Raw genomic sequence first — 13,324 nt, 5'->3', positions numbered from 1 at the left:
TGTGCGCGCACGCGCTCGCATCGGCGGGTGGCGCCCGAGCTGCCCGCGCCGTGCGGGCCGGATCGGTCCGGACGGCCGCGGCCCTTGCCGGGCAGGCCGTCCGCCGCACGGGTGAGACCGCAGCACGGTGACCGCCACCCTGCCCCAGGTCCACACCTCGCTGTGGACGCGGTTCACGGACACCGTCTCCCGGCACGCGCCGGAGCCCGCCGCCCTGGTGCCGGGAGCACCGGGTACTCCGGGTCAACCGCACGTCACCTACGAGGAGTTGGCCGAGCGGGCGCGGGCCGTCAGCGCGCGCTGGCTCGACCGGAGCGGCGGGGCGCTCGCCGGGCACGTGGTCGCCGACTCCTCCGCACGCGGCACCGGACAGATCGTCAACTTCCTTGCGGCCCAGCACGCGGGAGCGGCCTACTGCGCGCTCGACACCCGGCGCTCCGAGGAATTCCTGCGCGGCGCGGCGGAGTTGCTCTCTCCCCGGCTGCGCGTCCACGACGACGAGGTGAGCGTGTCGCCGTCGCCGGGGAACCTGCCCGAGGACAGCGCGAACATCCTCTTCACCTCCGGCACCACCGGAACCCCCCGGGCGATCCTGCAGACCGGCCGGCAGCTGCGCTGGTTCACCGGCAACGCGGGCCTGGCGCCGCTGGAGCCCGGTGAGCGGGTCGCCCACTGTTCGAGCGCGGGCTTCGACACCTATCTCTTCGAGGTGGTACGGACCCTGCTCGGCGGCGGCTGCGTGACGGTGCTGCCCCGCTTCGAGGACGTCTTCCGCGACGGGGTCGAGGCGACGCTCAGGCGCACCGGCGTCACCGTGATGCTGGCGCCCGCCACGCTGGTCAACTCGACCGCGCGGATGTCCCCCGGCGCCTTCAACCCGCTGCGGATCCTGTACTCGGGCGGCAGCGAGCTGTACGCCGACTCGGTCTCCGCGATCCTCAAGTCGGGCTGCACCGCGTCCTTCGTGAACCTCTACGGCCCGGCCGAGGGCGTGGTGGCCTGCACCGGCCACGAGATCGATCCGGCCGAGCACGCCAGCGACTACGGCGGGGTCCCGGTGATGCCGCTCGGCCGGCCGCTGCCCGGCATCACCACCACCCTGGTGGACGAGGAGAGTTCACTGCCGCTTCCGGCCTCGTCCGACACCGGGCGCCTGGTGATCGCGGGCGAGGGGATCTCGGCCGGATACCTGAGCCGCGACGCCGACGGAGAGCTGCTCTGCACGCCCTTCGGCGAGGACGGGCGGACCTTCCTGACCGGTGACGTGGTGAGCAGGGCCGCCGACGGCCGTCTCGGCTTCGTACGCCGTACCGGCGGTGTACTGAAGGTGAACGGCGTCCGCACCTCGAAGTCCGAGCTGGAGGGCAACGCCCGTGCCGCGGGTGCCGTCGCGGCCGCGGTGGCCGAGAAGGCGGGCGAGCCGATCCTCTTCGTCCAGTTGCCGCCCGCCCTGGACACCCCGGCGTTCCTGACCGCCATGCGCCGGATCGGACCGGCCTCCGCGGTGCCCCGGGTGCGCGCGGTCGACGGGATCCCGGTGAACGTCAACGGCAAGCACGACGCCGCCCTGCTCCTGGCGAGCGAGGCCGCCGAGGACGGCACCGCGCCGGCCGCGGCCCCCGCGGGCGACCCGGCGGTGCGGGCGCGCCTGGTGGCGCAGGTCGAGTCGATCCACGGCGGACCGGTGCCCGACGGCGCGGACCTGTACGACCTGGGCTTCAGCTCGCTCCAGATGGCCATGCTGCTGCTCGCGCTCACCGAGAACGAAGGGGTCGAGCTGACGGCCGAGGAACTCCTCTCGGCCCCCGATCTGGACGACTTGGCCCGCCTGATCCAGGAGAGGTCGACCGGTGACCACTGACACCACCACCACGGCGGCGACCGCCGAGAGCCTGCTCGACGAGACCACCTTCGTCACGGACGGATACGCCGAGGTCTTCGCCCGGCACCGCCGCGACAACCCGGTGGCACGGGACGAGAAGTACGGCCGCTGGATGCTCTTCGGCTACGACGACGTACGGCAGGCCTATCTCGACCAACGGCTGTCCTCGAAGGACGGCACGATCATCGGCGGCTCGCTGAACGGGCAGAGCGACAGCGCCTCCAACCGGATGCTGATCTGCTCCGACAACCCGAGCCACCAGCGGCTGCGGAAGATCCACAGCCCGCTGTTCTTCCGGTCGATGCTGAAGGCCACCGACACGGCGACCCGGCAGCGGCTCGCCGAGGCCTCGCAGCAATTCGCGGCGGGCGGCGGCGGGGACCTGCTCAGCGCGGTCCTCCAGGAGCTCCCGGTCTCCTTCCTCTCGCTCGCCTACGCCATCGAACCGGCCGACGCCGCCCGGCTCGTACGCCTGAGTGAACGCCTCATCGGCTACGCCGACCCCCGGATCGGCGACGCGGAGCGGCCCGCCGCCCGGCGCGCGGAGGCGCACCTCGAACTGCTCACCGCGATCATGAAGCTGAACGCCCGGGGGGCGGCCGCCGCGGGGTGCCCGGTGGCGGCGCCGGCCGAACGCGCGGACGCCCTCGCGGAGATGAAGGAGCAGTTGCAGCAGGACGAGTACCTGTACAACTTCCTCAACGTCACCGTCGGCGGCAACGACACCACGCCCTACACCGCCGCCTCCTTCACCGAGTACGTGCTCGGGCGCGACACCGAGGAGCTGGCGGAGAGCTGGGCGCGCGACCGCACCGGGTTCCTCGCCGAGGTCTTCCGCTGGACGTCGACCAACGCCTATGTGCAGCGGCGCGCCCTGTGCGACCTGGAGATCGGCGGGCAGGAGATCAAGCAGGGCGAGTTCGTCGTGCTGTGGAACTACTCGGCCAACTTCGACGAGGCGTACTTCGGCCCCGGCTTCACGCCCGAGGTCCCGCACTCCCGGCCGCATCTGTCCTTCGGGGTGGGCGCGCACCGCTGCATCGGGGCGCAGGTGGCCGCGGTGGAGATCGAGTGCTACCTCGACTGGTTCTTCTCCCGGGCCGGGGCGATGACGCTGCCCGGCCCCTTCGAACGACTCCACTCCACGTTCATGCGGGGGTACACCTCCGCCGAGGTCGGGATGGCCGGATGAGTGCCGAGACGAAGAACACCGGGCCCGGCACGGGCGCGGCCAGGCGGGTCTTCGCGGCCGGGTCGAGCGAGTCGACCTCCGTGCTGACCGCGCTCGCCCGCGGGCGCGCGGACGAACTCTGGCCGGAGCTGCGCTTTCGCGACGTGGTCGCCAAGCGGGTCGCCGCCGAGCTCGGGGACGCCGAGCACTGGGCGGACTTCAACAAGACGATCATGCGCGGCTGCGTGGTCCGGGCCCAGCTGTACGACTTCGAGATCGCGGGCTTCGCCTGGCGCGGCGGCCACCGGCGGCTGCGGGTCGTCGAGGTCGGCTGCGGCCTGGAGGACCGCAGCAGGCGGCTGTCCGGCCAGCTCCCCGACGGGACGACCGTGGAGTGGGTGTACGTGGACCTGCCCGCCGTCGTCGCCGTACGCGAGGAGCTGGGCCTCGGCGCCGGGGCCACCAACGTCGCCGTCGACATCCGGCAGCGGGACTGGATGCGGGAGCTGCCCGGGGCCGAACTGCCCACGGTGGTCGTCTCGGAGGGGCTCAGCTACCACCTGGAGGCGGCCGAGGTCGCCGGGTACCTGGACGGGATCAGCGAGGGCTGCCCCGCGGGGAGCCTGGTGGTCACCGACTTCATGTCGCCGCTGCTGAAGCTGTGGCACCCCGGCAACCGCGCGGTCGAGGGCGGGCTCAAGGCCGCCTACCGCAGCGGCGCCGAGCTGCACGCCTCCTGCGCGGGGATCGCGCACGTCCGCGACGACTACGGCCTGGAGGGCGACGGCCTGGCCGTGCGCGCCCTCGGCGCCTCGCTGCGGCACCTGCCGCTGAAGCAGCTGCGGACCTGCTTCTACGGCGTCGCCATCGGAACGGTGAGGTGAAGGGCATGGCGGACAGCACACGCACCACGGGTACGGACCCGGTGAAGCGGTTCAGCGGCGGATTCGACGGTCAGCGCACGATCGTGGTCGGCGTACCGCAGGCGGGCTCGGGCGTACCGATGTTCTCCGAGTGGCCCACCGCCTTCGGCGAGGCCCCCTTCCTGCGCTACCACCTCCCCGGACGGGACCGGCGGCGCGCGGAGCCCGCGGCCGCCTCGATCGAGGACCTCTGCGCGGACCTGGAGGCCTCGCTCGCCGCCCTCGGCACGCGCGGTGCCGAGTCGCTGGTCCTCACCGGGCACTGCATGGGAGCCCTGGTGGCGGACGCGGTGGCCGCCCGGCTGCGGGACAGGATGCGCGTCACCACCGTCCTGTCGAGCATGCGCCCGGCCAAGGAGGGCCTGTACGGCGCCTACGCCGCGTCCATGTCCGACGAGGAGATCCTCACCCTCATGAACGCCGCGCTGGCCGGCTCCGGCAGGCCGCCGGTGCACGAGGCCTTCGCCGCGCTGGCGGTGCGCACGCTCCGCGAGGACGTGGACCTGCTCTCGCGGTACTTCGGCGAGGGCGGCGAACGGGACTTCCCCCGCACCGTCGTGCACTGGAGCGAGGACGCCTTCGTACCGGCGGACGACCTCGACTACTGGCGCGGCTTCGCGGAGACCACCGTGCTGGAGGCGGACGGCGCCCCGGAGCACTACCTGGTGGCGGGCAACGCCGCGATCCGCCGTATCGAGGAGCTGTGCGCGGCGGGTGAGCGCGGATGACCCGGACGGCGGAGACCGAGGCGGCCGAGGCAGAGTCGGCGGAGACCGAGACGGCCGAGGCAGAGTCGGCGGAGACCGAGGCGGCAGAGGCAGAGGCGGCGGACACCGGGGCGGCACCTTCGGCGGAGCACTCGCCGCACCAGGAGCCCACGGCGCAGGCCGAGGAGATGCGGGTGGCGGAGACGCTGCTCGGCGGGCTGGAGATCCGTACCGGGACCGCGTTCGTCATCGACGGCGAGCTGGACGTCGCCCGGCTGGCCGCGGTCTGGGCCCGCTGCGGGGACCGGATCTCGCACGACGCAAAGGGCCGGCGGCTGTTCGAGGTGGAGCCGCTGGCGCCGCCCGGCGACCCGGTGCCGGAGTCGGTCCGGGTCTCCCGCGACCGGCGTGCCCTGGCCGAGCCCACGAGCGCCGCGCTCTTCTCCCGGCTGCACCGGCTGACCGACGGCTCGGTGGTGTGGTCGGTCTTCGTGCACCACTCCGTGCTCGACGGGGTCGGCCTCGTCTTCCACATGTTCATGATCCGGCAGGAGTATCTGCGCGCGCTCGACAGCAAGGACTCCGGTGACGCCGGGGAGCTGATGTGGCCGTACGCGAGCTGGGAGGACTCCCGGGAGCTGGCCGCTGCCATGTTCACGCGGCGGCAGCAGGCCGAGGCCGGGGTGCTCGACCGGATCACCGACGGCGGACGGACGGCGCCGGTGCTCATCGGCCCGAAGCGGCGCGCGTCGACCGTGCCCCGGGTCGCCCGGCTCGGCCAGGTGCGGCCCCGCGCGCTGCCGGGCGCGGAGCAGGGCGCCGAGGGGACACCGGACGCGCAGGCCTCGCTCGCCTGGCTGTGCGGCTACACGGCGGTGCTGCTCCTCGCGGCCACCGGCGAGTCGGCGGTGCAGCTGTCCGTGCCGCGCGCGGGCGTCTCCCGCGCCGCGGTCCAGCCGCTCGGCAGCTTCGCGTACACCCTCCCGCTGGCGGTGCGCCGCCCCGAGGACGCCTCGGTGGCGGAGTTCCTCGACGGCATCGCCACCGACATCCGCGACAAGCGCTGGAGTCAGTGCTTCCACAGCGGCAGCCTGCGCCGCTCCTTCGGCCCGAACGTCAACCTCTTCCCGGTGGACTTCTTCGCGGGCACCGACGCCCTGGGGGCCCGCTGGCACTACGACCTCATCTCCTCCGGGCCGGTCGAGGACGTCGACATCGTGTCCGCCTTCGCCGGTACGGCACTGGACGTCCACGCCCAGGTGGGCATGGAGGGGCTCTCGGCCGCCGACTTCCGCCGGGTGGAGCGCGCCCTGCGCGCCGTCCTGGAGGACTTCGCCGCCGCCGACCCCGCGACGCCCGCCGCCGAGGTCCTGCGCAGCGCGCGGGCGCACCTGGCCCCGCTGACCGCGCTGAACCGGGAGCTGGCGGCCGGGGCCGGTGCGGCGGGCACCGCGGGCGGCCCCGCCGGCGAGGCGGCGGTGCGCGCCGTGGTCGCCGAGGTGCTGCGGGCGCGGTACGGAGCGGGATCGGACCCCGAGGAGTACGACTTCTTCGAGTCGGGCGGCAGTTCGCTGGAGGCGGTGAACTTGGTCAAGGAGATCTCCGAGGCCCTGGGCCGCCCCCTGAACCCGGCCACCCTCTTCTACCACCCGACCTTCGCCGAACTGGTCGCCTCCATCGCCGCCGCCGGGGCCGAGGCGGGCGAGGACCGCGCGGCGGGGTGGGAGACCGCCGGGTACCTCGTCCTCGACGCGGGCGCCGCCGGTACCAGCTCCGCGGAGGTCCGGACCACGGTCCTCGCCCAGCTGCTCGGGCAGGTGGCCGGGGCCTGGGACGCCCACCCGAGCGCCGGTGCGATCGCCCACCGCGGCGCCGGTACGGACGAGGGCCCCGTCTCCCCGGCCGCGGACCAGGTGGCCGAACTCGTCACCACGGCCGCGGCCACCGGACTGCTCTCGCTCCGCGCGGAGTGGCCGCCCGGCGCCGCGCGGGTGCGGCTGGCCGTCCGTACCCAGCGGGCCGCCACGGAGGCCGGGATCCACGCTGCCGTCGCCCGGGCGGCGGCGGCCTGCGGCCTCGGCCCGGTCGCGCACTCCGTCTTCGGGGAGGTGTTCGGAGCATGACCGCCACGACCACGACGACCACTGACACGACTGCCACGACCGCGACGGCGGCGGCAGCCGCCACGTCCGCGACGGCCGCGGACCGGCACACCCCCGCGGGACGGTCCGCCGGGCGGTTCGGTGTGCGCTTCACCGTCTCCCGCGACTTCGACCGGGCGGAGACCGCGCGGGCCGTGGTCTGCTTCGGCGGGATCGGCGGCGGTGACGACGTCCAGTGCTGGCAGACGGCCGGGCCCGAGCTGCTCGCCGGGCACGACGTGGCCGTCTTCGTCACCCCGGACTGGACGTCCGCCCAGCAGACCGGCACCGGCGTCGGGGAACTCGCCGCGGCACTGGCCGAGGACGTCCACCGGGTCGCCGAACTCTGCGGCCTGGAGCTCGACTTGGTCACGGCCGTCGGGTACTCCGCCGGATGCGATCTCGCGCTCGCCGTGGGCAGCGCGCTCGACTCGGTGGAGCGGGTGGTGTGCGTCTCCGGCTACGCGGGCGGCGAGTTCCTGCCGGGCTGCGTCTATCTGGCCCTGCGCCGGGGCCGCTCGCTCGGGCAGCTCCGGGCGCTGCTGCGCTGGCGCAAGGCCTGGCGGGGGTTCGTGCCCCGGCGGTCGCTCGACGTCACGCTGGCGGTGGCGGGCCGGGCACCCCGGCGGGGCGGCGGCACCCGCGCCTCGGCACTCGCCTCTCTCGACGAGCGGGTGGCCCGCCGCTGCACGGAGCACTTCCTGCGGCGGATTCCGGAGGGCGCGCTGCGCCTGGAGGTCTGCCCGGTGGCCGGGCACACCTGGCCGGCCTGGCGGGAGTCGGCGATCCGGCTGCTGCGGGCGGGTGCGCGGAACCGATGAACGGGCGGACAGGGGCCCACACAACCAAGGGGGACGAGATGCACGGGACACCGGACGGGGCGGCCGACGACGGCCGGCCCTGGGAACTGCTCGACACCACGCTGCGCGACGGCGGCTACGCGGTCGACTTCCGGTTCGAGACGGAGTTCGTCGGCGAGCTGCTGACCGGGCTCGACCGGACACCGGTGCGGCTGGTGGAACTCGGGCACGGTTTCGGCTTCGAGGCCGAACGCAAGGGCGCTCCGGCGTGCACCATCGACCTCAAGGGCTGGTGCGAACTCGCGGCCGCCCGGCTGCACTCGACGGCCTGGGGCATGTTCGCCCAGCCCGAGTTCAGCAGCCTCGCGACGCTGGCCGCCCTCTGCGCGGACGGCATGTCCTTCGTCCGGGTCGGCGTGGAGGCGCACCGGGTCCCCGAGGTCCTCGACTACCTCAGCACCTCGGTCGAGCTGTGCGAGCGGGTGTACCTCAACCTGATGAAGACCAGCGACACCCCGGCCGGGGAGCTGGCGGGTTTCCTCAAGGACATCCCGGCCGGACTCGCGGGCGTGTACGTCGTCGACTCCAACGGCTCGATGCTCCCCGCCGACGTCGAACGCTACGTACGGGCGGTCGCCGAGGTGACCGGCACGGTCGGCTTCCACGGCCACGACAACCTGGGCATGGCGAACGCCAACAGCCTGGCCGCCGCGCAGGCCGGGGCGTCGGTCGTGGACGCCACCCTGGACGGGCTCGGGCGCGGCGCGGGCAACGCGAGCATCGAATCGCTCGCGGGCATCCTCGCGGTGCAGGGCGAGGACCGCTTCGGTTACCAGGAGCTGGCCCGCCTCGCGCAGCTGTGCCGCAGCACGCTCGACGTCGTCCCCGAGGACCGCCGGATGCAGGTGCTCGGCGGGGTGATCGGCATGCACTCGGGTCTCTTCGACTTCGTCGAGAAGACCAGCGCGGAGTTCGGGCTCGGCGAGGCGGCCGTGATGGCGGAGGCCGTCCGGATCGCCCGGTACGAGGCGGGCCGCGGCGAGGTCGGCCTCGCCGCGCGCAGCATCGCGCCGAAGTCCCGGCTCGCGACCAGTGCCACCGCTTCGGCCACCGGGCCGGGGCAACCAGCAGGAGGGGCCCGATGAGATTCGTACGGTGGAAGAACGGCGACGAGGCCGAGCGGTACGCGAGCGCCGACGGTGCACGGTGGACGCGGCTGGACGGCCTGCCCGCGGGCGTCCGGCTGGTGGACCTGGCCGTCCCCGAGGGGCGGGCGCGGCTGGTGGAACCGCGGCTGGCCGAGGCCCCCGGAGCGGAGCTGGACCTCACGCGGGCGGCCACGGTGATGGACGGCGGTGACATCTGGGGCGCGGGGCTCAACTTCCTCGGCCACTCCCAGGACCTGGGCGCCGACCAGCCGACCTCGGCCCCCGGCTCGTATCTGCGGCCCGGCAGCTGCCTGATCGACAACGCCGGGACCATCGAACTGCCCCGGCAGAGCGACCGGGTGACCGCCGAGGCCGAACTCGGCCTGGTCATCGGCTTCCCCTGCAAGAACGTCTCCCGCGACGGCTGGCGGGACGTGGTCGCCGGGGTGACCGCGGTGCTCGACCTCACCGCGGAGGACGCCATCCGCGAGAACCCGCGGCACATCCCTTGGTCCAAGGGCTTCGACACCTTCTGCAGCATCGGTCCGCAGCTGGTGACCCTGGACGAGTTCGACGACGAGCGGCTGCGGTCGCTGACCGTGTCGACCGTCCGCAACGGCGAGGTGATCGCCTCGGCGCCGGTCTCCGGGATGCGCTACGACCTGGGCCGCCTCGTCGAGCACTTCACCGCGGGCCGCACGCTCGCGCCCGGCACCGTGATCTGCACCGGCACCCCGGGCGCCGCGGTGATCAACCCCGGCGACCGGGTGGAGGCCGTCGTCGAGGGCGTCGGGCACCTCGGGCACCCCGTCACCTGACCCGGCCGCGGGCCCCCGGCCGGGGGCCCACCGCATCTGCCGTCATCGAGCGACACCGAGCGACACCGAGCGACACCGAGCGACATCGAGGATGAGGACGACCCTGCTCATGCGAGACACCCCGGTGGCCCAGGCGATCCGGCACGCCGTCGAGACCTTCCCCGACAGCCTCGCCGTCCAGACCCCCGAAGGGGCGCTCACCTACCGCGAGTTCGGCGCGGCGGCGCAGCGCCTCGCGGACCGGCTCGACACCCTCGTCGGCCCGCGCGGCTTCGTCGGCATCGACGGCACCCGCGGCGCCGGGCCGATCCTCGCGATGGTCGCGGCCCTCTGGGCCGACCGGCCTTTCGTCGTGGTGGACCCGCGGGACAGCGAGGCCTCGACGGAGAAGAAGTTCGCCGCGCTGGACGTCGAGGCGGTGACCCGGTACCCCGGCGGCCCCGGCGGCACCCCCGCGGTCGACCTGGTGCCGCGGCCGGGGCGCACCCCGCGCCCCCGGCCCGCGCCGGATGCCGGGGCCGCGGGCCTGGAGACCCCCTGGGAGGTCAAGGAGCAGCTCGCCTACGCGGTGTTCACCTCGGGCTCCACCGGCGAGGCCAAGTGCGTGCTCGTCGCCGCCGAGGCGCTGGCCCCGATGGTGGCCGACCATGTGAGCCGCCTGGAGACCGGGCCCGGCTGCCGCACCCTGCAGTTCGCGCGGCTGACCTTCGACGGGTGCGTCACCGAGATCCTGTGGACGCTCACCTCGGGCGCCTGCCTCGTCGTGGTCGGCGAGGACGCGCTGACCCCCGGCACCGAACTGGCCGCCACCCTCGGCGACTTCCGGATCACCCATCTGAAGACGACCCCGTTCGCGCTCACCGAGACCCGGCCGCCGAAGGACAGCGCGCTGGTCCATGTGATCAACGGCGGGGGACCGTGCCGGCAGGCCGTGGTCCAGCGGTGGTCGGCCGTCGCCGCCTTCCACAACGCCTACGGGCTCACCGAGACGACCGTCTGCAATCTGCTGACCCCGCCGCTGGACGCGGCCGACTGCCACGACGGGGTGCCGCTCGGCGAGATCGTCGGCGACTGCGCGTACGCCCTGCTGCCGCCCGGTGCCGAGCCCGACGCGGCCCTCGACCCGGCCCTCGACGCGGCCGACAGGAGCGCGCATGACCCGGAGCGCGGCGAACTCGTGGTGCTCGGGCGGAGCGTGGGCGTCGGCTATCTGACCGAGGAGGGCATCGTCCGCTTCCGCGACGACGACGGCCGCCCCGTCTACCGCACCGGGGACGTCGTGGAGCGCCGCGGCGGCGAGCTGTTCTACGTCGAACGCCTGGACCGCCGGCTCAAGGTGCGCGGCTACCGCATCGACCCCGGCGAGATCGAGGCGGTGGCCTGCCGCCTGCCGTCGGTGCGCGAGGCGGTGGTCCTTGCCGAGTCCGTCGCGGGCACCGAGGGCGGGGGGACCGCGGCCGAGGTGCTGGCCTGCTACTACGTGGGCGAGGCCGACCCGCGGGAGCTGCGCGCGCACCTGGAGTCGGTGGTCGAGCGGTACAAGGTGCCCTCGGTGGTGAAGCGGGTGGAGCGGATGCCGTACACCCCCAACGGCAAGGTCGACCGGGAGGCGCTGCGCCGGAGCCGCGAGACGGCACCGGCCCCCGAGCCGGCCGTCGCCGAGGACACCGCCGGTGCGCCGCGGGCGGCCGGGGACGAGGTCCTTGCTCTGGTGCGCGAGCTGACCGGCCTGGAGAACGTCCGCGCCGAGGACAACTTCTTCGAGATCGGCGGGGACTCCGCCACGACGCTGCTCCTGGTCGGCAGGCTCCGCGAACTCGGCTGGGCCGAGGCGGGCGTGCGGGACGTGCTGCGCGCCGAGAACCTCCAGGCGCTCGTCGACCGGCTGCCGACGGGCACGGTGTAGCGGACATGTGCGGCATCAGCGGCACCTTCGCCCCGGACGGACGTCTCGACCGCGGGATCCCGGTCGAGCTGCACGCCCGGCTCGGCCACCGCGGCCCGGACGAGACGTACTCGCTGGACACCCCGGCGCTGTCGGCCAAGCTCGCCCGGCTCGGCATGACCGGCCTCGCCGACGGGTGGCAGCCCGCCCAGGACCGCGGCGGCCGGTTCGTGGCGCTCACCAACGGCGAGGTGTTCAACGCCCGTGAGCTGTGGCGGGAGTTGGGCGTCGAGCCGGTGAACGGCGTGGACGTGGCCGTGGTGCCCGAGCTGTTCGCGCGGTACGGGGTGGACGGACTGGCCCGGATCGACGGCCAGTTCGCCACGGCGGTGCTCGACCAGGCCGAGAACATCCTTTACCTGGCGCGGGACCGGTTCGGCATCTGCCCGCTGTACTTCGCGGTCGTCGAGGGCCGGGTGCACTTCTGCTCCGAACTGAAGCCGCTGGTACGGGTGTTGGACGGCCCGTGGCGGCTCGACCTGGGCGCGGTCGACCAGTACCTCTCGCTGGGCAATATCGTCGCCCCGCGCACCGTGGTCAGCGGGGTGCACGCCGTCGAACCGGCCTGCGCCGTGCGCTGCGACGCCGAGGGGCAGCGCACCGAGCGGTTCTGGCGGTACGGCGAGGGCTGGACGGGACGCGCGGACGGCGCCGCTCCGGTGTCCACCGGGGAACTGCGGGAGAGCGTACGGTCGGCGATCGCCGCGCGCCTGGACGCCGACGTCGAGATCGGCGCGTACCTCAGCGGCGGCTTCGACTCCTCGGCGCTGCTGATGGAGGCGGCCGCGCTCTCCGACCGGGTCCGCTCGTTCTCGGTGGTCTTCGACGATCCGGCGCTGGACGAGGCCGAGTACCAGCGCGAGGTGGTGGCCGCCGCGGGCAGCAAGCACGAGGAGGTCGTCTGCCGGGGCGCGGACATCGCCGGGCGGTTCGAGGAGATGGTGCGGCACTGCTGCGTGCCGCAGCGCGAGACCTACAACGTGGCGGCGCTGATGCTGTCCGAGCGGGTGCGCGCGGCGGGCATCAAGGGCGTCATCTCCGGCGAGGGCGCCGACGAACTCTTCTTCGGCTACGACTCCTACGCCTTCGACACCGCCCCGCGCCTGAAGCGCCCCGCCCACCCCGAGAACGAAACCGCCTGGGGCCGGGCGGACTTCGGCTGGGAGGCCGATCCCGCCGCGGCCGAGTCCCGCCGCGCCGGATACCTGTCGGCCGCCGCTCAAGAGGCGGTGCGCGGACGGGAGTTCTGGCGGACGCGGCTGATCCCGTTCACCGACGCCGAGGCGCGGTCGCTGACGCGGGCCCAGCTGCGGTCGGTGGCCGATGTGCACGTACAGCTCGGCGGGCATCTGCTCGGCGACCACGGCGACGCGATGCTCATGGCGAACTCGGTGGAGGGCCGCTACCCCTTCCTGGCCAACGCGGTGGTGGAGCACGCCCAGCGGATCCCGGACGCGGCGAAGGTCGAGGACTTCGAGGGCAAGGCCGTGCTGAAGGCGGCCTACCGCGGCATCGTGCCGGACCGGGTGATCGACCGGGCCAAGCGCGGGTTCACCGCCCAGGGCCTGCATGCGGTCGCCGACGAGCGCACCTGGCGCGACTGGCGCGAACTGGTCGCCGCGAGCGGGGTGTTCGACCCGTCCTGCATGGACCAGGCACCCGGCCCCACGGGCGGCAAATGGGACTTCCGGCTGAGCGCGCTCAGCCTCGCGATGATCGTCGACGAGCTGGGGCTGCGATGGTGAACCGGGCCCTGGACGGGAATGAGGCCTTGGACGGGAACGCAGCC

At 74.0% G+C, this 13,324-nt stretch carries 10 protein-coding genes; all 10 read left to right on the top strand.

The window, feature by feature from the left end:
• Positions 1 to 127: 127 nt before the first annotated feature.
• The 10 genes from HFV08_RS15805 to asnB all read left to right on the top strand — a co-directional run bounded on the left by HFV08_RS15805 (position 128) and on the right by asnB (position 13,280).
• A complete protein-coding gene (locus HFV08_RS15805) occupies positions 128 to 1,861 on the top strand; it encodes an AMP-binding protein (protein ID WP_168539955.1) in 1,734 nt (577 codons plus the stop codon).
• Positions 1,851 to 3,074, top strand: a complete 1,224-nt coding sequence (locus HFV08_RS32360; protein ID WP_168539953.1) for a cytochrome P450 — start codon at positions 1,851 to 1,853, stop codon at positions 3,072 to 3,074. The genes HFV08_RS15805 and HFV08_RS32360 overlap by 11 nt, the downstream gene beginning before the upstream one ends.
• Entirely contained in the window at positions 3,071 to 3,937 is an 867-nt protein-coding gene (locus HFV08_RS15795) for a class I SAM-dependent methyltransferase (RefSeq protein WP_168539951.1), read from the top strand. Before HFV08_RS32360 ends, HFV08_RS15795 begins: the two co-directional genes overlap by 4 nt.
• 5 nt (positions 3,938 to 3,942) lie before the next feature.
• On the top strand, positions 3,943 to 4,704 hold the full coding sequence (locus HFV08_RS15790) for a thioesterase II family protein (protein WP_168539949.1): 762 nt from the start codon (positions 3,943 to 3,945) through the stop codon (positions 4,702 to 4,704).
• On the top strand, positions 4,701 to 6,806 hold the full coding sequence (locus tag HFV08_RS15785) for a phosphopantetheine-binding protein (RefSeq protein WP_168539947.1): 2,106 nt from the start codon (positions 4,701 to 4,703) through the stop codon (positions 6,804 to 6,806). The genes HFV08_RS15790 and HFV08_RS15785 overlap by 4 nt, the downstream gene beginning before the upstream one ends.
• Positions 6,803 to 7,645 carry an alpha/beta fold hydrolase gene (locus HFV08_RS15780; RefSeq protein ID WP_168539945.1) on the top strand — a complete coding sequence of 281 codons (843 nt, stop codon included), beginning with the start codon at positions 6,803 to 6,805 and terminating at the stop codon, positions 7,643 to 7,645. Before HFV08_RS15785 ends, HFV08_RS15780 begins: the two co-directional genes overlap by 4 nt.
• A 38-nt stretch (positions 7,646 to 7,683) precedes the next feature.
• On the top strand, positions 7,684 to 8,769 hold the full coding sequence (locus HFV08_RS15775; RefSeq protein WP_168539943.1) for a hydroxymethylglutaryl-CoA lyase-like TIM-barrel protein: 1,086 nt from the start codon (positions 7,684 to 7,686) through the stop codon (positions 8,767 to 8,769).
• Positions 8,766 to 9,590 carry a fumarylacetoacetate hydrolase family protein gene (locus tag HFV08_RS15770; protein ID WP_168539941.1) on the top strand — a complete coding sequence of 275 codons (825 nt, stop codon included), beginning with the start codon at positions 8,766 to 8,768 and terminating at the stop codon, positions 9,588 to 9,590. The genes HFV08_RS15775 and HFV08_RS15770 overlap by 4 nt, the downstream gene beginning before the upstream one ends.
• Before the next feature lie 109 nt (positions 9,591 to 9,699).
• Entirely contained in the window at positions 9,700 to 11,496 is a 1,797-nt protein-coding gene (locus HFV08_RS15765; protein ID WP_168539939.1) for a non-ribosomal peptide synthetase, read from the top strand.
• A gap of 5 nt (positions 11,497 to 11,501) precedes the next feature.
• Entirely contained in the window at positions 11,502 to 13,280 is a 1,779-nt protein-coding gene (asnB, locus tag HFV08_RS15760; RefSeq protein ID WP_168539937.1) for an asparagine synthase (glutamine-hydrolyzing), read from the top strand.
• Positions 13,281 to 13,324 lie beyond the last annotated feature (44 nt).

It is taken from the genome of Streptomyces physcomitrii (genome assembly GCF_012273655.1).
Classification (GTDB): domain Bacteria; phylum Actinomycetota; class Actinomycetes; order Streptomycetales; family Streptomycetaceae; genus Streptomyces; species Streptomyces physcomitrii.
Note: the sequence above shows the minus strand (reverse complement) of the source record. Positions and strands in the feature narration are given on the sequence as shown.